Source organism: Thermosynechococcus sp. QS41 (genome assembly GCF_031583515.1).
Taxonomy (GTDB): domain Bacteria; phylum Cyanobacteriota; class Cyanobacteriia; order Thermosynechococcales; family Thermosynechococcaceae; genus Thermosynechococcus.
In genome coordinates, this window is sequence record NZ_CP134181.1 from 685328 (window position 1) to 704583 (window position 19256).

Here is a 19256-nt window from a genome sequence, read left to right on the forward strand (position 1 = left end):
CCTTTTCCTAGGACATTAGACACTTATCGGAGTCGCAGCCCGCAGGTCCTGCTTCCATGAGGGGTTGGGTATAGCGGGAGAGGGCTTCATGGAAATCATGGATCCGCTTGCGCCGAGCAACCGCAGCGACTTCCTGCTCGTACCGTTCTTTGCTAATGGGTTCAAAGGGCAGACGCGGGAATGTTTCATGGGCATCAAAGCGTGCCAACAGCGCCGCAGAGATATACCCTTGATCCTGCTGAATCGCCGTGTAAATTGCCGTGGCAAGGGGTTCGACTTCAGGTTCCCGTAGCTCAATGGTGGCACTGGTGTTGTGGGTGGTGTAGTGCTGCTGCACCTGCATATAGAAGTCAAACTGCGCCAAGGCCGAAAACTGGCTAATATCAATCGTGTCTGCCCCCGGCAGATCTGCCCAAGAGACGGCAACGGGAATTTCCACTAGCCACTCGGTACACCGTGGATCAAAGGGATCATCAAGAAGTTTCCCTGTCTCATCCTTATCGGACTGGGAGGGAATGATATTGTAGCCAAAGTCATAGCAGGCCATGGCCACGGGGTCGCCCTTGCGGAAGGTAATCCGTCGAATAAAGCGTTGGGCTTTGGGGGGATGCCAGCCGGGAGAGGCACCCGTCAACAGGGATTTGGTACCGGAGGGTTGGACGGTGGTACAGCGATTGGGGCGCTTGAGGCCGTGGCGATCGCAATACTCCCAGACGGTCTCATGGACAATTTGCCGCCAGTGTTGTAGGAAGGCTGCCTCTTGGGCTTTGAATTCGCGCCCTTGGGGGGTATCCGGTCGTCCTGCGGCCCACCATTCCAGCCAAGGCACACCAAAGGCATGAACACAGAAGTCAAATAGCCCCGTAAAACTGACGCCAACAATGGGATCAATCGCGCGGGAGTATTGATAGCGATCGACAACAAAGCGATGGTTCAACAGCGCTGCCACTGAGACCGCACCAGCCTTGAAGGCTTTTTCCTGTGTGATCGTATCCGCTGGATCAATTTGATTCAGGTGGATTTCCGCAAGGTTGCAGTGGAAATCAGCACCAATAATTTCACCGCAATTGTGAGCAACAAAGCCATTGGCATCAAAGCAATTCGGGCCGGGCACGGTACAGTCATACACTGGCTCAATGCCATCGGGAGTAATTGACTCAACGACAACTGTAAAGCGTTCGGGAGGTAAGGAGTCATTATGGGCGATCGCCCCCAATTCCAGAACCCGAGCCAGCGTTGTGAGATTATCCCCTTGGATAACTAGGGATGATTCTGCAACCACCGAAACGATTCCCAAACGCAGTAGCATGCGCTGAATAAGTGAGGCTAGTTGTCGATCCCCCAGTGTGACATGCAGCCGTGGTATTGATGTTAACTGAGTCGTAACGAAAATCTCTCGGAGGAACCCGCAGTAGAATGCATAGCTGCCTTCCTCGATCGTGATTAGGCGAAAGTTCTTTTCTAAGCTATGGGGGAGTACAGCTATCCAGTCGTTTTGGCGGTGTTTAATCCCTGTGAAACAGCCTGCTGCTTGGGTTTGCACAGCAGTGCTTCCTATGGCAACTTGATAAAGGGCTTGAGCGGCGTAACGGCCTTCTTCCCAAGTTCCCTTACCACCCCAAGGGGTTAGATCACGGTGATTGTGCAAAAGAAGGCGATCGCCCGCGTGTAATTGACCTGCTTCTACCCATTCCGTGTATTGTCTTTTCGGGGTTTGGGCGGTCACTTTCAGCAAACGATGGTTCGCGGTGAGCCGTAGGGTATAGCCTTCACGGGTGGTAAGTTTGAGAACTGGCTGGATACCACTCAGGAAAAAGCCAGCGGCGGTGGTACTAAACAATTCGCCATTGACATAGGTGCCGTGCTGTTGGCCGATCAAATCTTTGACTTGACGCGGCCCTGCTTCTGTGAGTACCCACGTATCGCTTGTAACACAGGGATTGAGGCCATAACGACCCAAGCGGTGAGCCAGCTCCCGCTGATCGATAGTGGGCAACAGTTGCCGCAAAAACGCCTCCCCCTGTTGATTTTCATAGGCACGGAGGAAGGCCTGCTTGAGATCCGCTGTAGTCAAAAGATCGGCATTGGCGCGGGCGATCGCCTCCCCGGCCCATTGAATGGCACCTTCTCCTGAATAGAACTGACTGCGCACGGCATTGGTACATTCCTCGAGGCTAGGCTTGGTGTGAAAGACACGGGTGTGGTTGGCCATCCGCAGCGCATCCCGCTTCGGATCAATTCGCCAATTGCCTTGCTCATCCTGTTGCCAGAGATTTTGTTTAGCTTGGGCAAAAGCCTCATCCTCACTTGCCCCCTGACGCATACCAGCGCTGTTGTGCATCAGATAACCATCACAGTAAAAACAGTGGGCATCTTCGACCTCAATATCATAGGTCTGAACATAGTCATAGCTGCCTAGTTCCTTTACTGTTACGGGAATATCAAGACTAACTTCAGCTTCAGCAATATACCTCTTGTAATTGGTATCCACGCTTCGGGAACCTTCAAAACCCATTTCCCGCATTTGGCTATAGGTATAGGTTTCCCGCATCATAGTTGCAGGAATTGTAAAGCCATGGGCTTCCTGTCCTTGATGAATTTTGCCTTTCAAGGAATACGGTGCAATGAGACTGTTGTAGCGAGCCTTAAAAGCCGGTAGTTTAAGGTGATACTTGAGTTGCCAATGCTCTTTTTGGGAGAGTGTGACACCGATTCGAGTAGCAATTCCCAAACTAGATAAAAGAGCGCTAACTTGACGAGCAAATTTAGGATATACAGTCGTTAATAGGTAAGGTGGCCGCCCACAGGCAGAACCGTCACTATCCACTAGACCTGCTAAGTAAGCGCAACGCACCTCAACCGTTCCCTGCAAGATAAAGCTAGGGACTTCTAACGGTTGTTTAGGTTGCTTAATATAGCGGTGAAAGTATTCTGCAAGACGAATAGAGGTTACTCGCGATCGCAAGGTATTCTCACCTTCAACACACTCTTGTCTGGCTTGTACACCGAAGAGAGTAAGAGCACAGTTGATTTTAGTATGAATCTGCTGAGCAAGCTTGGAATCTAAACTGTTGTAAACCCAACAAATGCTACCAAAGGGTTTGTTGTACTTGTTGCGTCCCAAGCTAACATAACCATCCCCGTGGGTAAAGCCAATTAACCAAGCAACATCAGCCGTCAGTTCTGGAATAGTGATTGCTTGAGAAGTATGACTACCGCGTGGTCGAGAATCAGTCAAGTCTGATGGCAAATGAGTAACTGTGCCGGGTAAAACTTGAGTGTTGTGAAGCAGGCGATCGCCCGGGTTTAAGGCATTGACAAATTTCCAGTGAATTCCCCCTGAAACATCCGCAAGAGTTGCAATCCGATGGTTTAGGGTAGCTCGCAGCAAAGGACCATTGGTTATTACTTCATAAGCCTCTTGGTAGCCTTGGTCAAATTTCTGGGTTACTTGCCGAAACCCTAAGGGCGTTTGCACCCAGTCCCCCACTTGGATGTCTTTGATAGGGATCAGTCCCTTGCTTGTGTGTACCAAAGCATCCTCAGGCAAACAACGCCTCACATTGCCAGCAACAACCACAACGGCTGCCTCATCAATCAGCAGACAACACTCCACAGAGGTCAACTGGCGACCCACCGCCGCATTCAACAGTGCCGCGCAGCGATGGTAGAGGTCTGGCAGCTTTACTGGATTGGCAACTCCCCCAAACCCCTTGAGCCGCTCACCGGTGGGACGCACATCACTAATGTCAATCGTCACCTGAACTAAACCACCGAGTTGAGGGTTGCTGGCGAGTTCAAGCAGCGTTTGGTAGGACTTCACCCACCCTTGGCGGCTATCCCCCACTTTGATGTGACAGGTCTGCCCCGTGAGTATTACAGTTGTTTGCTCTTGACGCGCTTCCTTGGGGGTTTGACCAATTTGACCAATGACAGTCACCTCAAGGCGATTGCAAATCGGCGGCAACTGGGAGATGTATTTCTGCTCTAAGATCGCCCCTGTGCCACAGCCCTGCATGGCCAGATCCATCATCAGGCCAAAGGAATCCCAATCCACGACATTGGTGCTGGTGCAGTTGTAGGCACCGGAAAAGTTCTCGGGCTGGCGCACCCAATCCGTTCCTCCGACCCACAGCCAGCGCCCAGAGGGCAACGCCTTTAGCGCCTGCTGCATTTCCCGAAGAAGGGCAACTTCTGCTGCGGTGAGGTGCCCCACTTCCTGTAGTCCTTGCAGGGTGCGATCGCACACCTGTTGCCAACTCTCCCGCTCACCCGCTTCATTTTGGCGGCTGTAGGTGCGGTAAAACACGGGATAGGCGGTGGGAGCCGTAGCGGGGAAGCTAGTTTGAGGACGGGGAGGATTTTGCACCATAGGGGCAGGACTCAATGGCGGAATACTAGGTGTAGTGTACCGAAGCAATCCTTGGGGGTCAATAAGCACTAATTCTAGAGCGACCCGTAACTCCCCTGCCACAGCGAGAGGGAGATGCTAAGATAGCAGGAAGTTTTTGCTTTGAGTCCAGAGTCAATGGTTGCTGCTCCCCCAACGTCCTTCAGTACCGATGCCTTTGACCAAGTGGTGATGACCACCTATGGTCGTTTTCCCATTGCGCTGCTGCGCGGTGAAGGCTGCCGCGTTTGGGATGATCAAGGCCGCAGCTATCTGGACTTTGTGGCGGGGATTGCCACCTGTACCTTGGGTCATGCCCATCCGGCCTTGGTGGAGACGGTCAGTCGGCAAATGCAAACCCTGCACCATGTTTCCAATCTCTATTACATTCCTCAACAGGGGGCGCTAGCGCAGTGGCTTGTGGATCACTCCTGTGGCGATCGCGTGTTTTTCTGCAATTCCGGTGCCGAAGCCAACGAAGCAGCCATTAAACTGGCGCGCAAATATGCCCATACCGTTCGCCACATTGCCAACCCGATCATCATTACGGCACAGGCTAGCTTCCACGGACGCACCCTCGCCACGATTACTGCTACGGGTCAACCGAAATACCAACAACACTTTGACCCCCTGGTGCCCGGCTTCGCCTATGTTCCCTACAACGATTTTGCGGCATTGCAGACTCTTGTTGAGCAACTAGATCAGTCCCAGCCCCAAGTGGCCGCTATTCTGTTGGAACCGTTACAGGGAGAAGGGGGAGTCCGTCCTGGCGATCGCCCCTACTTTGAGCAGGTACGCCAACTCTGTACCGAAAAAGGCATTCTCCTGATTTTTGATGAAGTGCAAGCGGGTATGGGGCGCACGGGTTCCCTGTGGGGCTATGAAACCCTCGGTGTTGAACCCGATATTTTCACCTTGGCCAAAGGCCTAGCGGGGGGAGTTCCCATTGGTGCCATGATTGCCAAGGAGTTTTGTGCTGTCTTTCAGCCGGGGGATCATGCCAGTACCTTTGGCGGTAACCCCTTGGCCACGGCAGCAGCGCTCACGGTTTGTGAAACCCTTGAAAAAGAGAATCTCCTCGAAAATGTGCGCGATCGCGGGCAGCAACTGCGGACAGGACTACGCGAACTAGCAGCAACCTATCCCCAGCTCATTGCTGAGGTGCGCGGCTGGGGACTGATCAACGGTCTGGAACTGCAACCCGACACCCCCCTCACCGCTGCTGAAGTCGTCAAAGCTGCCCTTGCTGAGGGGCTATTGCTGGTGCCCGCGGGGCCGCAGGTGGTGCGCTTTGTCCCTCCTCTCATTGTCAGTGCTGCCGAGATTGATATGGCCTTAGGGGCAGTGAGCCGAGCCTTTGCCCACTTAGCAGCCTAAAGCACATCCTTGCGTTTTTGAAAAACCCCCACTAGTCCCAGCATGAGGGCAATAATGCCCCCTAAGCGCAGGTTATTGACGGTGACATTGGCGTTGAACGTGTGCCCCTGAAGACTCCAAAAGCGATCAATAAGAGCTTCACCGCTGGCGATCGCCCGCCCCCGCTGCTCTTTCCAGAGGGCAAATTGGTCTTGCCAGCGATCCATGGCCGCCTGATAGTCTTTGACCCGTTGATTGTATTCCTCGACGCGATCGCGATAGGCCTGATCAAACTCTAAGACCGAATTGGGCAGTGGCGGTGGATCACCCGGTTCCGGAGGTTGTGGGGGTTCGGGTTCATCTACAGCGGGGTGGTACTCCTTGCGCACGCCGGGAAAGCGGCAACGTTGAAAGAGGTTATCATCAAAACACGGACATTGCTCTAGGGCTTCAGGACTGAGTTTCTCCCGTTCAGATTTGGATTGCTGCCAGCAGGCATCCCGCGCGACATCCTGACCAAAGCCGAACAGGGACACCACATTGGCATAACTCCAGCGGGTCAGGGTGACATCGCTGATTAGATTGCCCACGCCCCCTAGATCCTTCAGAGGAATAATTGCTCCAGCAAAGGTAATCTGGGGTACCAAAAAGAGAATCGTTAACAAGGGAGCCACGGTTTGCGTCGGCGAGAGGGCAGAGACCAATAACCCCATCACCATGCCACCAAAGGTGGCCAGAAACAGCGTTAGATACAAGCCAGCGATCGCCCCAATACCGAGGCTCAGATCGATCGCCAAAAACTTCACCGCCAAAAAAACCGCTGCTTGGTACAGTGCCAGCACCACTGCTGGGCCAAGCTTGGAGAAAATATAGGGCCACAGCCCCAACCCCACCATCCGCTCCCGGCGATAGATCTCCAACTCCTTAACAATTTCCCGCATCGTCGCTAGGCTGCCCACCATCACCGCAATCAGCACAGTAACAAAGGCCATCGTAAATGCCTGCCCCGCATCCCCCTGATCCGGATCGAGAATCGTTGGCTTCCAGAGGACAAAATCCAAGGCTCCCAAAATCGGCGCGAGGGAGAGCATGAGAATGAGTGCCGCCCGATCCTGTCGCAAAATGGCCAAGTTTCGCTGGGTGAGAATCCACCACTGCCGCCACGGTGCCACTTGGGGAATCGTTGCTTTTTGGCGTTGGGGTTGGACTTGTCGGGTTGCCCCCGTATCCACGTTGAGGGGACGCTGTCGCTCCACCACATAGGTTTGATACAGATGGGACTGGCGATAGCGCTGCTGCCACACCGCCGGATTGGGCTCGCTCTCAATCTTGAGGTAAATTTCATCAAAATCTTGGACATCAAAATAGTTGAGGGCTTGATCCGGTGGCCCAAAATAGGCAAGGTGGCCGCCCCGTGCTAAAAACACCACCAAATCGCAGAGCATCACATTTTTAGTGGCATGGGTAATCAGTAAAATTGTTCGCCCCTGATCTGCCAACTGCCGCAACAGCCGCATCATCTGGGTTTCCGTGCCCGGATCCAAGCCAGAAGTGGCCTCATCCAAGAAAAATAAACTGGGGCGGGTGAGCAATTCCACACCAATCGACACCCGTTTGCGCTGACCGCCACTCAGTTGTTTCACCAGTACATTGCGACGAGATGTTAACTCCAATTCCGCAAGGACGCGGTTCACCTGTTCCTGTCGCTCTTGATCGCTAAAATCAGCAGGTAAGCGCAGTCGTGCCGCATAGTCCAAGGCCTGAGCCACCGTTAGCTCGCTGTGGATAATGTCATCCTGAGGCACATAGCCAATCTGGGTGCGATAGGTGCCAAAGTAGCGGTACAGATCATAGCCGTTGACGAGTACCGTACCCGCCGTAGCAGGACGAAAGCCGTTGAGGGCATCGAGGAGCGTTGATTTACCGGCACCACTGCCGCCAACAATCGCGACAAACTCGCGGGGCAAAATTGAAAGGGAAATATCTTGCAGCAGCTTCGCCCCCTTGGCCGTGGTTTTGCTGAGGTGGATGGCATCGAGGCGCAGATTGCCACTGTCGTTGTGGGGAACAATGGTTTCATCGGGGGTAAACAGCGAGCTATAGGGGCCAATGCGCACCAAGGCCCCCGTGGGTAAAGGCATAGGTTTGCGGGGTTCAAGGCGCTGGTTATTGATGAAGGTGCCGTTGGCAGAGTCGAGATCGACAATGTACCACTGTCCTTCCTGAAGGTAGAGGCGGGCATGAAACCGCGAGACGACCGGATGATCCAGCACCATATCGTTACTGGGGTCACGGCCAATCCGAATCTGCTGGCGATCGCGCAGTTGGAGGGGGCGCGTTTGCTCCACAACCTCCGTGGCGGGCATCAACAAGTAGGTCAGCCGCAGGAATTCCCCCACATGGATCACATCCCCCGGTGCCAAGGCATGTTCGCTAATCGTTTTTCCGCGCCAGTGGAGACCATTTTTGCTGCCCAAGTCAATAATTTTGTAATGCTCTCCCGATCGCACCAGCTTGGCATGGTGAAAGGACACAAAGGGATGGTCAATGGTGATGTCCGCCTTCGGATCCCGACCGAGAACCAGTTCCTCCTTCAGCAGCGGAAACTCCTGCAACCACTGGGGCGTCGCCACCTGCAAGATCGGCGTACTGGCAGCCCCCATCACCACCGTGCCCGGCAGTTCCGTTGTTGCTATGCCATCTGGATCAAAAATGGCTTCAAACTCACCGATTTGTAGGCGATCGCCCGCCTTCAGCGCCACAGGGGTGCGTGGCCGCAGCTTCGTACCATTCAAAAAAGTGCCGCTGGCGCTCCCGAGATCCGCCACTTGATAACCCGTCTCCGTGGGAATAATCAAGGCATGGTGGCGGGAAATCCCCTCACCGACGAGAATCACTTGGCTTTGGGGGTCGGTACCGATAAGCAGGCGATCGCGCCCCAGTTGAATTTGCTGTCGTGAACCATCAGCCGCTAAAAGGTTGAGAATGGGCACTGCCATACCGCTTGTTTAGAAACCCCACTTCATTTTGTCACTAGAGCCAGAGTAAGAATTTTCTATTACAGGAACAAGAAAAAACCCTAAAGTATTAGTCGTTACGAAATCATTGGGATTAAATTTGCTAAATTAGCATCCAATTCATCCAGACATTGCCACTCTGTTGCACCTTCTCCCAGACATGTAGAAGAAATCTCTTTTTCCTGTACTCCGCCGTTGTTGTGGGGATGTATTGATGTTGATGCACGTTGAAATTATTGAAAGTAACCCCCACCTGCGTTCCCTCCTTGGCTGGCACCTACAGCAAGTGGGGCACATCGTTCATCTTGCCAGTGGTTGTCAACAGGGGCAGGAAGTATTTCAACTGCGACATCCCGATTTGGTTGTTCTCGATCTGGACTTGAATGAGGGCAATGGTTTGGAATTATGCCGCTGGCTTCACTACCAAAACACTGTTTTGATTTTAGTTCTTTCTGGCCATGAGGATGAAGCGGATGTGGTGACGGCGCTGCGGGCGGGTGCCGATGATTACTTGGCCAAACCCTTTGGGATGCAGGAATTTCTTGCCCGAGTCGAGGCCTTGGCACGGCGAGCACGCCCCTGTTTACCCAGTGTCCTGAACTTGGGTGAGTTACAAGTCGATTTAGTGCAGCGGCGAGTGGTGGTACGCAATGTGCCAGTGGATTTGACACCGCAGGAATTTAGCCTACTCTATGTTCTGACGCAAATGGGGGGCACACCTTTGAGTCGTCAGGAATTGCTGCGGCGAGCTTGGCCAGAGAGCATTGACAACCCTCGCACCGTGGATACGCATATCTTATCTTTGCGTAAGAAAATCGAAGTGGATCCGCAGCAGCCGCGCCTAATTCAAACCGTGCGCAATGTCGGTTATCGACTGCACCTTGAGCCATTGAATGGGCGCTACCAGCAGAATGGCAATAAACCCCATTCCCGTCCCCCGCGATCGCCCCGCCACGTATTGGTTTAGACTTTGTCCAGTCTTCCTAAAATATTCTCAAGTTTCTGAAATGAGCGATCCCTTTGCGTGGCTAGAACCTGCCCTAGATGCCCTGCACCGTGCCCATTGGTATCGCCAACCCCTTCTCAGTAGCGCACCGGGGGCAGTGGTGAGTGTTGGCGAGCCGCCCCGCCCATTGATTAACTTTTGCAGCAATGACTACTTGGGTCTGGCCAACCATCCGCAGGTGAAAGCAGCCGCCATTAAGGCGATTGACGAATGGGGTACTGGGGCAACCGGGTCTCGCCTTCTGAGTGGTCAACGTTGTCTTCATGAACAACTAGAGCGGGCGATCGCCCAGTGGAAAGGTACAGAGGCTGCCTTAGTCTTTAGTTCCGGTACTGCCGCCAATCTCGGTACCATTGCTGCCCTTGTGGATCAACGGGACTTGGTGCTTGGGGATGCCTACAACCATGCTTGTCTCAAAAAAGGTGCCCGTCTCAGTCATGCGACGTTCTATGAATACCCCCACAACGCTGTCGCTGCCCTTGTCCAACTCCTAGAAACCCATCGCTGCCAATACCGCCGTTGTCTGATCCTCACGGATGGTGTCTTCAGTATGGATGGGGATGTCGCCCCCCTAGAGGAGATATTGGCGCTAGCCGAGACCTACACAGCCATGGTGCTAGTGGACGATGCCCACGGCACAGGGGTCTTGGGAACCAACGGTGCCGGTACCTTAGTCGCCTTGGGGCAATCGAGTCCGACCGTCATTCAAATGGGTACCCTCAGCAAAGCCCTTGGCAGTTTAGGGGGATACATTGCTGGCTCCCAAGCTCTGATCTCCTATCTGCAACACCGTGCCAGCACATGGATCTATAGCACTGGACTCTCACCGGCGGACACTGCTGCTGCCCTTGCTGCCCTTGAGCAACTACAAACAGAGCCTTCCCTACGCCAAACCCTTGAGGAGCGCATTCAACAACTCGAAGAAGGACTGCAAGAATTGGGTTGCCCCGTTTTGCCCCGTCCGCTACCGACCCCCATCTTTTGCTTGCCTGCTCCCGATCCAGCCACTGTTCTCCAATGGGGTCAGAAATTACAAGAGGCTGGATGTTGGGTGGCGGCGGTACGGCCACCGACCGTGCCCTTTAGTCGGCTGCGCATCACCCTAAGAGCCGATCACACCCCTGAGCACATTGCGCAATTGCTGGCAGCATTGGCTGAGTTGTTAAAGTGCTGTTAAGAAGGGCTGACGGTCTCGGTGTATTTCGCCTAGGCTGGAGATAGTTCTGTGAAATCGGCAAACTGCGCCAAGGAGTGAGCGATGAGGATTTGGGTAAGCGAGCAAATTGATCCCTCTGGCCTGCTTTATGCCTGTATTGCCTGTCGTGATGAAGCTCAGGCGAGGGAGTGTGTGCAGTCTTTTGAGAAAAACTTAACAACAGAACAAAAAGCCGCCGGTTGGCAAGTGCGTCTGCGTACGGTGGCCTCTTGGGATGAGGTTCCCACTACTGCCCTCAAGCTCTGCTAATCTTTTGGCTCAGCCCTGCATAAGAATCTCAGTGGAGCGATTAAGCCAGTGGGGACGTTGCCCTCTCTGCACCTTTGCTATCATGGGTGCGATGTGCTCATCATTGCTTTTCCTTTGGAGGATGCCGCAGAATGGAGTTTGAAGCCCTGTTACTTGGTTTAGAACCACTTACCGTGCTTGCCCTTGGGGTGGGTGCTGTTGCTGTTGCCCCCGTTGTGGGTGCCGTTGACTCAATGACTGGTCACAACTTGGCAGAGCAAGCTCGCAATGCGGCAAAATCAGGCTTGATGTGGGCGTTTGAAGCCTATGAAAAGGCACAGACGGCTGTCGCTGAAGCCAGTGAGTCTTTCCAAGACTTGGTTGCCGAAGCCCGCTCAGAAATGATGGAGCAAAAAGCAGCAAAGGCCGCCGCGCCTGAGGAACCCCGCCAAGTGACGATTAGCTAAGTTTTACTTTTAGTGCCTAATTGAAATGCCTTTGGGGTAGTTCTGCTGCCCCATCTTTATTTTAATGAGCGACCAGCGGGCGGGAAATAGATCACGGGAAAGACGCAACGGCGAATGATCTCCCCGGCAAAGCTAGGGATTGATAATTCCCAAATTTTACCGACGGAACCAGAGGAAACGGCAATCCCATAGATGTCGCGATCGTGGGCTGCCAATTGTGCTTCGACCACCGGACTACCAAAGCGAATCTCGGTTTCAATGCTCAGGCCATAGCCAGTGAATTCTTGCTTTAGCTCGGCAAGAATTTTTTCAGCCTTCGGACGTTGCTCGCCAACTCCCAGTTCCCCTTTGCCGGCATCGCTGATAATCCAGCAGAAGGTCAGTGCAGCAATGCTCGTTTGATCGCGCTTTTGCACGCCTTCCCGCAGTTTTTGAACAAGGTGTTGGGCAGAGGGGCTGTGGTCGTAGGGCACTAGTAGGTGGCGAAAGAGATTTTGACAGCGGAGATTCAGTTCTGCGGTTGTCATCACCCACAACAGTTGCGGGCGCATAATCATCACTGGCACTTTAATCCGTTGCAGCACCTCAATGGTTGTACTGCCGAAGAGCTTCTCGTCCAAGAGATTGCGAATGGGACGGCTGGCCAGCACCAAGTCAATTTGATGTTTTTCAACGGTGTCCAGAATGGCATCGGCGGGGCGACGGTTTTCGATGATCACCTCTGCTTTAAGATCCGCTGGAACTTTTGCGGCATCGATTTTGAGTAATTCGCGTGCCTGTTGCAGCTTTTTTTCCCGCAGCCGAGGCTTATCGCCATCCTCGTCAATGGGGCGGGCATGGAAGAAGATCAACCTGCGAGCACCCGCTGTTTGCAGTGCCTCAAGGTAGTGGGTCAGTTTGGGGAGACCATCATGGAGATCGGTTGGAATCAATATGTTCTTGAACATGCCAGTGCTCCCCAATGCCAAACTCTAATTGCAGATTACCTTAGAAGGGGGAGGCGCGCTACTCAGTTCTTTTCTCTTTTTAAGGAATAAAATAATTACCCCCTCGCAAGCCGCAGGGGTCTCTGCTGGCAAATGGCAAGGACACTGCCAAAGTCTTGGGGGCAGTTGCGCGACCCTATACGGACAACTGATAGTACAGACAACTGATAGAGAAGAAAACGGTTGCTTAGGGGCAACTTTTCGGAAAACCCCATCGTCAACTTCAACAGGAGTCACTAAAATAGGGATGGGTACAGAGTCATCATTAAATTCAATAATGTATCCATTACTACTAAATCCCTGTGAAACAAGGAGATTGTCTATCGTGATGCGATTTTCATTGAGATTTTTCTGGGATTTCGCCCCTCGCTAAGAGCTGTTAAATCAGAATCGCAACGACTTTTTTCCCATCGAATGCAGCGACACATTTCCCCTTCTCAAGAAAGGGTTTTAAGTAACTGAAATTGCCTTCTTAAACAGTTGAGGAAGGGGAGCTTTCGCTGCCAACTTCAATGATTGAGTTGAGGTGTTGAGTTGATGACAATTTTGACGTTGGGGCAACGCATGCTCCGCACAATTTTGTGGCCTGTCCGGCAGTGGCTAGAGCATCTAGAAGTGCACGATCGCCAGCTTGCCCATCGTCTATGCCGCTTGATCCCCGCCCAGTGTCCCTTTGAACGCGATATCGTGGTTGCAAAATGGCATATTCACATTCCGCCCCTGTGCCACCTCAATCCCCTTTACGAGGAGCTCATGCTGTTGCGCTACCGTGCCCTCTGCTATTTGGCGGATGAGTGCCATGAGGATATTAGTGCCTACTGCTAGTGCCTAGGGGGTGTGCTGGTGTGGCGATCGCTCACCTCCTTTTTGGGGCAACAGCCCTGTCCCTGTTGTGGTCGAGCCAGTCCCCAAACGATCTGTAGGGATTGTGAACGGCGGCTGAGGTCATGGGAAGTGCGCCAACGCCAACGCTACTGGCGGGGCAGTCTCCCCCTTTTTCCCTGGGGGTATTATCAGCAAGACCTCAAGCGGGCGATCGCCACCATGAAATACAACAATCACCCCGAACTAGGTACCCTCTTTGGCCAATGGTTAGCCCTGAGTTGGTTGGAAGCGAAGATCGCCCAACGCCTCCCGTTGCAGATTGTGCCTATTCCCCTCCATCGCGATAAATTGCAGAGCCGGGGCTTTAATCAAGCAGCGCTCATTGCTGAGGGGTTTTGCCGTGCCCTTGAGCTACCCCTTGCCCCAGTGGGACTAATCCGCCAAAGAGCAACCCAGTCCATGTTTCAGCTTTCACTCACAGAACGCCAAGCCAATCTTGAGAATGCCTTTCGCCTAGGGCAGGGGCTACAGCGACGGCGCTGGCTCCTTTTGTGCGATGACATTTATACCACGGGGACAACGGCACGAACTGCAGCCGCAGTATTACGGGGGGCTGGCTACAAGGTCTTGGGGATCATCACCGTGGCCGTGGCGCTGCCGGATCAACTGGTCGATTCCACCGTGAAGGCAACCAACATCAAGGCTTCTGTCCACTCAACAACCGCACCATAGGTATCCCCCGTGTGACCGCCCAACTGCCACTGAAACCATGCCGGGATCAAGAGGATGAGGAGCAAACCAAAAAGCAATTGTCCGAAGGGAAGCGGTAGCAGGAAGCTGAGTAACAGCACCAGTAAACCACTCGGCCAAAAATCGCGGGGAAAGGCACTACTGGCTTTATGGATCTGACCCGTGCCTTGGGGTTTCAAATAGGGATAGCGGGCGATCGCCCACACCTGAGCAAGGCGCCCGATCACCAATACCCACACCAAGACCTGACCCCTCTCTAAACTGCTCAAGGCCGCTACTTTTAAGAGCAAAATGACGAGTCCTGCCATGACGCCAAAGGCACCCGTGCGGCTGTCCGCCATCACCTCAAGGCGCCGTTGTTGATCCCTGACGGCTAAACCATCGGCCGTGTCCATGGCACCATCCAAGTGCAATCCCCCAGTTAATCCTAGCCAAAGTGCCACAACCAAGACACTGGCCACGAGGGGGGGAACGTGCAAAAATGCCAGCAACTGGTGGGTTCCCCAAAGGAGTACGGCCAGCAATAGCCCGACCCAAGGACACCACTTGGCAGCTCCCGCCAATTGCATGGGGCAGTTAGGGGGAATGGGCAAACAGGTATAGAAGGCGATCGCCCCCAACCATTCCATCCAAAGGGTCTTCATGAACGGGTTTGAATTTGCGCCACTGTCCGCTGCTGGGGTTGCAGGGATTGAGCCACCCGCTGAATGTCCGCAGGGGTAATGTCATTAATGGCCTCTAAACGGGCAAAGAGTTGCTGCCAGCCGCCGCCTTTTACAGCATACTCCGCCAAGAGTTTGGCCATCCCCTCATTGGACATTAGGTTTTGCAGCAGTTCCATCCGCAGTTGCGCTTTTACCCGATCCAGCTCTGCCGCCGTCACGGGTGTTGTTTGCAGTGCCTTGAGTTCTTGGGCAATACCTGCCGCAAGGGCAGCCGTCGTTTGACCCGGTGCCGGTGCCCCGTAGATGAGAAAGCGATTGGGGTATTTATTGCCGGGAAACCCCACGTAGGCTTGCACGTTGAGGGCTAATTTTTGCTCTAGGACAAGGGAACGGTAGAGACGGGAGGTGCGACCGCCACTGAGGAGACGTGTCAAAATTTCATAGGTGAGGTACGCGGGATCCCTCAAAGGTGGACAGGGATAGGCTTCAATATAGAGGGGTTGACTGGCCAATTCGAGGGTAATCTGCCGAGGTTCCGTTTGCGGCGGTTCGGGGGGAATGGCTGTGGTTTTGCCCGTGCCCTTGGGATAGCGACTAAAATAAACCTTGGCCAATTCCTTCACCTTCTGGGGATCAACATCTCCGACAAGCACCATGGTCATTTTGTCAGGTGTGTAATACTGGCGAAAAAACCGTTCCACATCGGCGCGGCGCAGGTTTTGAATATCCTCACGGTAGCCAATGACGGGTCGGCGGTAGGGATGCTGACGAAAGCTGGTGGCCAAAAAGGCCTCAAAGAGTTGGCCAGTGGGGGAATTTTCAGTGCGTAGCCGCCGCTCCTCAAGGATGACTTCCTTTTCTTGATAGAAGTCGCGAAAGACGGGTTCCAAAAAGCGTTCCGACTCTAGGGACATCCACAGTTCCAATTTGTTGGCGGGAAAACTGTAGAAGTAACGGGTGGCATCGGCAGATGTGGTTGCATTGAGACCCACGCCCCCGGCCTGCTGGACAATTTGGCCATATTGATTGCGAATCACATAGCGATCGGCAGCCTGCTGCACAGCGGCAAATTCTGTAATCAATGCCTGACGTTGCCGCTCATCCGTCGTGGCTTGCAGTTGCTCAAAGAGGCGATCCAGTTGGGCAAGTTTTTCTTTTTCAGCGGCATAATCCGTCGTCCCAATGCGGCGGGTGCCCTTAAAGGCCAAGTGTTCCAGATAGTGCGCCACACCGGTCTGGCCTTCCGGTTCATCAACGCCCCCCACATCCACGTAGGTGAGAAATGACACTATCGGGGCTTGGTGTTGCTCCATGACAATGAAGTGCATCCCATTGTCAAGATAGAATTCACTGATTTGATCCATGGCACGGTCAATGTAGGGGCGAATCGTTTGGGCGTCGGCCGGCAAGGAGAGGGCGATCGCCCCCAAAACAAGGCAGAGGAGAATTTGCCAGAAATAAACTTGCCAGTGGCGTTGCTGCCGCATCAACAAACCTAGTTGGCCTCCAGCCAGTTGGCCGCCGCGTAAATGTCCACCGCAAGGGGCACACTCAGGGGTACTGCTGTACTCATGACTTCGGGAATTGTAGTTTGCAGTTGTTCCCACGCTTCAGGGGTCATCTCCAACACCAATTCATCGTGGACTTGGAGCAGCAGGCGGACTTCTTCAGGGGAAAGTAGGGGAGCCAGTTTCACCATCGCACACTTAATAATATCGGCACTGGAACCTTGAATCGGGGCATTGGCTGCCGCCCGCAATAGTCCCCGCTCGTAATTGCTCATTTTTAGTTTACTGGGATCGACATCGGCTAGCGCCTCTAAAGGCTTGCGCCGCAGGGCTTGCAGTTCAGAACTCTGAAATTCAAAATAGCGCCGCCGTCCCAAAATGGTTTCCACATAGCCTTGGCTGAGGGCAAGCCGTTCCATTTGCCGCAAATAGTCAAAGACGCGTGGATAGCGATCGTAAAACCGCTGAATAAACACCTTAGCATCGGCCACACTCACCCCGGCCTCACGGGCAAACCGCTGTGCTCCCATCCCGTAAATGACGCCAAAGTTAATAATTTTGCCCAAGCGTCGCTCGCTGGAACTAATGTCGGTTTTTTCTAGGAGAAACTGAGCTGTGAGATGATGGACATCCTCCCCTTTTTGGTAGGCCTCTAGCAGGGCCGGCTCTTGACTCAGATGAGCAAGGATGCGCAACTCAATTTGGGAATAGTCCGCTGCCACCAGCAACCAGCCCGGCTCGGGAATAAAGGCGCGGCGAATTTGCCGACTAAACTCGGTGCGAATGGGGATATTTTGCAGATTGGGATTAGAGGAGGAAAGGCGCCCCGTAGCGGTCACCGCTTGGTTGAATTCCGTATGTACACGGCCTGTGTCCGGACGCACCAAGGTTGGCAACACATCCACATAGGTGGATTTGAGCTTGGCGAGGGTGCGATGGTTCAAAATGAGTTCAATCACAGGATGATCTCCCCGCAGTTTTTCGAGGGTTGCGGCATCGGTGGAGTAGCCCAGTTTTGTTTTATGGGTCTTTTTCGTATCTAACCCCAAAATGCCAAAGAGCAGTTCACTCAGTTGCTTGGGGGAGGCCAAGTTAAAGGGTTGTCCCACGGCATCCCATGCTTGTTGTTGCAGTGCTGCCAGTTGCTGTTCGAGTTCTTGGGAGAGTTGCCGCAAATAGTCACTGTCAATGCGAATCCCCGTGGCTTCCATTTCCGCCAGAATGGGTTCGAGGGGCAATTCCACCTCTAGGAGGAGTTGGCGCAGGCGGGGGGGCAAGTCGGCCTCTAGTTTGTCCTTGAGAAGATAGGTGGTATAGACATCGAGGCCACAGTATTGCGCTACCACCGCAGGGGGGAGATCCGCAAGGGTTTGATCTTTGCCCACCAGACTACGGTAGGTTTGGGCTTGAAGGGGCAGATAGCGTTGACACAGATCCTTGAGGTTGTGACTGGCTTCGGGATTAATCACATAGCTCGCCAGCATCGTGTCAAATACGACACCCTGTAATTGAATCCCCTGAAACCGCAGCACCAAGCGGTCAAACTTGGCATTTTGCAAGACTTTGGGGTAGCGATCGCCCTCAAGAATCGGTCGCAAAGCGGCGAGGGTCTCTGGTAGGGGTAGGTTCTGCCCCTCTTTGTGCCCCAACGGTAGATAGGCCACCTGATCAGGCGCTGCGCCCCAACAGCAGCCCAAGCCCACCAAGGCAGCATCGCGGGGGTTCAAGGCCGTGGTTTCCGTGTCCCAAGCCACGGGATGGTTCGCATCGGTACAGGTTTCTAACTGGGCGATCAGCCATTGCAGTTGCTCTGGCCTCTCAATGAGTTGCACATTCAAGGGGTCAGGGGTATCCGTCGGCGCAAAAAACCATGTTGCATCCGCATCGCTCTCTACATCCGGCAGTGTCCCCCCCAAGCGGAGGTGCCAGTCCTGAAGTTGCATCCGCAGGGCACGAAATTCCAAGTGATCCAATAGCTGATCCAGCGTTAGCCACTCAAAGGGACTCAGATGCAGTTCCTCTAGGGGCAGTTCCAAGGGGACATCGAGGATAATTTGAGCTAGGGTGCGGGAATGGCGGGCATCGGCCTCCCCATTGATCAGCTTCGTTCTTAGGCTAGGGGGCGTAATCTCATTAATGTGGGCGTAGATTTCCTCTAGCGTGGGGTACTGATTGAGTAACTGCACCGCTGTTTTTGGGCCAATCCCCTTAATACCGGGAATGCGATCGCTGGCATCGCCACAGAGGGCTTTATAGTCCACAATTTGCTCGGGCCAAACCCCCATTTTTTCCTTGACCTTGAGGGCATCAAAGACCTCCAGACCCTGCTTGCGTTGGCCAAGGGTATTCCCCAGATACAAGACCTGTACTTGACCTTCGCGATCAATCAATTGAAAGAGGTCGCGATCGCCACTGACAATGGACACCCGCCATCCTTGGGGTCGCAAGCGATGGGCCACCGTACCAATCACATCATCGGCTTCATAGCCCGGCTGACTCAACAGGGGTAGACGCAGTGCCCGCAGCAACGCCTGCAAATTGGCAATATCGGTAATAAAGTCCTCGGGCGTTTCTGCCCGCCCCGCCTTGTAGTTTTCGTCGGCTGTGTGGCGAAATGTCGGCTCCCCCAAGTCAAAAGCAATGGCCACATGATCCGGCTGCTGCTGCTCCAGAATCTCCAGCAGCGTCTTAAGAAAGCCAAAACACACACTAGTGGGAATCCCCGTGGAGGTACGCAACCCCCCCTCTCGCCCCTTACTAAAGGCGTAGTAGGCACGAAAGGCCAAGGAATGACCATCAATGAGTAAGAGATTGGCAGAAGGCATGGGGACAGGAAACGGCG

13 protein-coding genes are annotated in these 19256 nt (G+C 53.7%); 7 read left to right on the plus strand and 6 right to left on the minus strand.

The window, feature by feature from the left end:
* Positions 1-7: 7 nt before the first annotated feature.
* Positions 8-4372, minus strand: a complete 4365-nt coding sequence (gene nrdJ / locus RHJ80_RS03185; protein ID WP_310801446.1) for a ribonucleoside-triphosphate reductase, adenosylcobalamin-dependent — start codon at positions 4370-4372, stop codon at positions 8-10.
* 156 nt (positions 4373-4528) lie between these two features.
* On the opposite strand from nrdJ, the gene RHJ80_RS03190 reads away from it, so the two are divergent.
* Complete coding sequence (locus tag RHJ80_RS03190; RefSeq protein ID WP_206201034.1) at positions 4529-5767, plus strand: aspartate aminotransferase family protein; 1239 nt, start codon at positions 4529-4531, stop codon at positions 5765-5767.
* Here the strand turns inward: RHJ80_RS03190 and RHJ80_RS03195 are convergent.
* Positions 5764-8745 carry an FHA domain-containing protein gene (locus RHJ80_RS03195; protein ID WP_310801447.1) on the minus strand — a complete coding sequence of 994 codons (2982 nt, stop codon included), beginning with the start codon at positions 8743-8745 and terminating at the stop codon, positions 5764-5766. The two genes, RHJ80_RS03190 and RHJ80_RS03195, sit on opposite strands and share 4 nt — an antisense overlap.
* Before the next feature lie 232 nt (positions 8746-8977).
* Between RHJ80_RS03195 and RHJ80_RS03200 the strand changes: the two genes are divergently transcribed.
* From RHJ80_RS03200 to RHJ80_RS03215, 4 genes are all read left to right on the plus strand, one after another.
* Positions 8978-9730, plus strand: a complete 753-nt coding sequence (locus RHJ80_RS03200) for a response regulator transcription factor (protein ID WP_206201036.1) — start codon at positions 8978-8980, stop codon at positions 9728-9730.
* Between the two features lie 40 nt (positions 9731-9770).
* Complete coding sequence (gene bioF / locus RHJ80_RS03205) at positions 9771-10946, plus strand: 8-amino-7-oxononanoate synthase (RefSeq protein WP_310801448.1); 1176 nt, start codon at positions 9771-9773, stop codon at positions 10944-10946.
* 81 nt (positions 10947-11027) lie between these two features.
* Positions 11028-11234, plus strand: coding sequence for a glycogen debranching protein (locus RHJ80_RS03210; RefSeq protein ID WP_310801449.1), 207 nt, complete (start codon positions 11028-11030; stop codon positions 11232-11234).
* Positions 11235-11365: 131 nt separating this feature from the next.
* Complete coding sequence (locus RHJ80_RS03215) at positions 11366-11680, plus strand: DUF5132 domain-containing protein (protein ID WP_190278082.1); 315 nt, start codon at positions 11366-11368, stop codon at positions 11678-11680.
* Positions 11681-11736: 56 nt separating this feature from the next.
* On the opposite strand, the gene RHJ80_RS03220 is transcribed toward RHJ80_RS03215, so the two are convergent.
* Positions 11737-12627, minus strand: a complete 891-nt coding sequence (locus RHJ80_RS03220) for a universal stress protein (protein WP_302678825.1) — start codon at positions 12625-12627, stop codon at positions 11737-11739.
* A gap of 576 nt (positions 12628-13203) precedes the next feature.
* Between RHJ80_RS03220 and RHJ80_RS03225 the strand changes: the two genes are divergently transcribed.
* Positions 13204-13491 (plus strand): Mo-dependent nitrogenase C-terminal domain-containing protein, encoded by a 288-nt coding sequence (locus RHJ80_RS03225; RefSeq protein WP_149820949.1) that lies wholly within the window; start codon positions 13204-13206, stop codon positions 13489-13491.
* Between the two features lie 18 nt (positions 13492-13509).
* Positions 13510-14223, plus strand: coding sequence for a ComF family protein (locus RHJ80_RS03230; RefSeq protein ID WP_310801450.1), 714 nt, complete (start codon positions 13510-13512; stop codon positions 14221-14223).
* Here the strand turns inward: RHJ80_RS03230 and cobS are convergent.
* Genes cobS through polA form a run of 3 tightly spaced genes read right to left on the minus strand, consistent with a single transcriptional unit; the run spans position 14154 to position 19239 of the window.
* A complete protein-coding gene (gene cobS, locus RHJ80_RS03235) occupies positions 14154-14885 on the minus strand; it encodes an adenosylcobinamide-GDP ribazoletransferase (protein ID WP_206201042.1) in 732 nt (243 codons plus the stop codon). The genes RHJ80_RS03230 and cobS overlap by 70 nt on opposite strands.
* The gene (locus tag RHJ80_RS03240; protein WP_206201043.1) at positions 14882-16513 is read right to left on the minus strand and encodes a pitrilysin family protein; all 1632 of its coding nucleotides are present in this window, start codon (positions 16511-16513) and stop codon (positions 14882-14884) included. Before RHJ80_RS03240 ends, cobS begins: the two co-directional genes overlap by 4 nt.
* Positions 16402-19239, minus strand: a complete 2838-nt coding sequence (gene polA, locus RHJ80_RS03245) for a DNA polymerase I (protein WP_302678828.1) — start codon at positions 19237-19239, stop codon at positions 16402-16404. Before polA ends, RHJ80_RS03240 begins: the two co-directional genes overlap by 112 nt.
* Between the last annotated feature and the right edge of the window lie 17 nt (positions 19240-19256).

What these genes read in the sequence shown, in the direction of transcription:
- RHJ80_RS03215 (WP_190278082.1), top strand. Translation starts at nt 11,366, where the DNA reads ATGGAGTTTGAAGCCCTGTTACTTGGTTTAGAACCACTTACCGTGCTT.
- RHJ80_RS03200 (WP_206201036.1), top strand. Translation starts at nt 8,978, where the DNA reads ATGTTGATGCACGTTGAAATTATTGAAAGTAACCCCCACCTGCGTTCC.
- RHJ80_RS03210 (WP_310801449.1), top strand. Translation starts at nt 11,028, where the DNA reads ATGAGGATTTGGGTAAGCGAGCAAATTGATCCCTCTGGCCTGCTTTAT.
- cobS (WP_206201042.1), bottom strand. Translation starts at nt 14,885, where the DNA reads ATGAAGACCCTTTGGATGGAATGGTTGGGGGCGATCGCCTTCTATACC.
- RHJ80_RS03220 (WP_302678825.1), bottom strand. Translation starts at nt 12,627, where the DNA reads ATGTTCAAGAACATATTGATTCCAACCGATCTCCATGATGGTCTCCCC.
- polA (WP_302678828.1), bottom strand. Translation starts at nt 19,239, where the DNA reads ATGCCTTCTGCCAATCTCTTACTCATTGATGGTCATTCCTTGGCCTTT.
- nrdJ (WP_310801446.1), bottom strand. Translation starts at nt 4,372, where the DNA reads ATGGTGCAAAATCCTCCCCGTCCTCAAACTAGCTTCCCCGCTACGGCT.
- RHJ80_RS03195 (WP_310801447.1), bottom strand. Translation starts at nt 8,745, where the DNA reads ATGGCAGTGCCCATTCTCAACCTTTTAGCGGCTGATGGTTCACGACAG.
- RHJ80_RS03225 (WP_149820949.1), top strand. Translation starts at nt 13,204, where the DNA reads ATGACAATTTTGACGTTGGGGCAACGCATGCTCCGCACAATTTTGTGG.
- bioF (WP_310801448.1), top strand. Translation starts at nt 9,771, where the DNA reads ATGAGCGATCCCTTTGCGTGGCTAGAACCTGCCCTAGATGCCCTGCAC.
- RHJ80_RS03190 (WP_206201034.1), top strand. Translation starts at nt 4,529, where the DNA reads ATGGTTGCTGCTCCCCCAACGTCCTTCAGTACCGATGCCTTTGACCAA.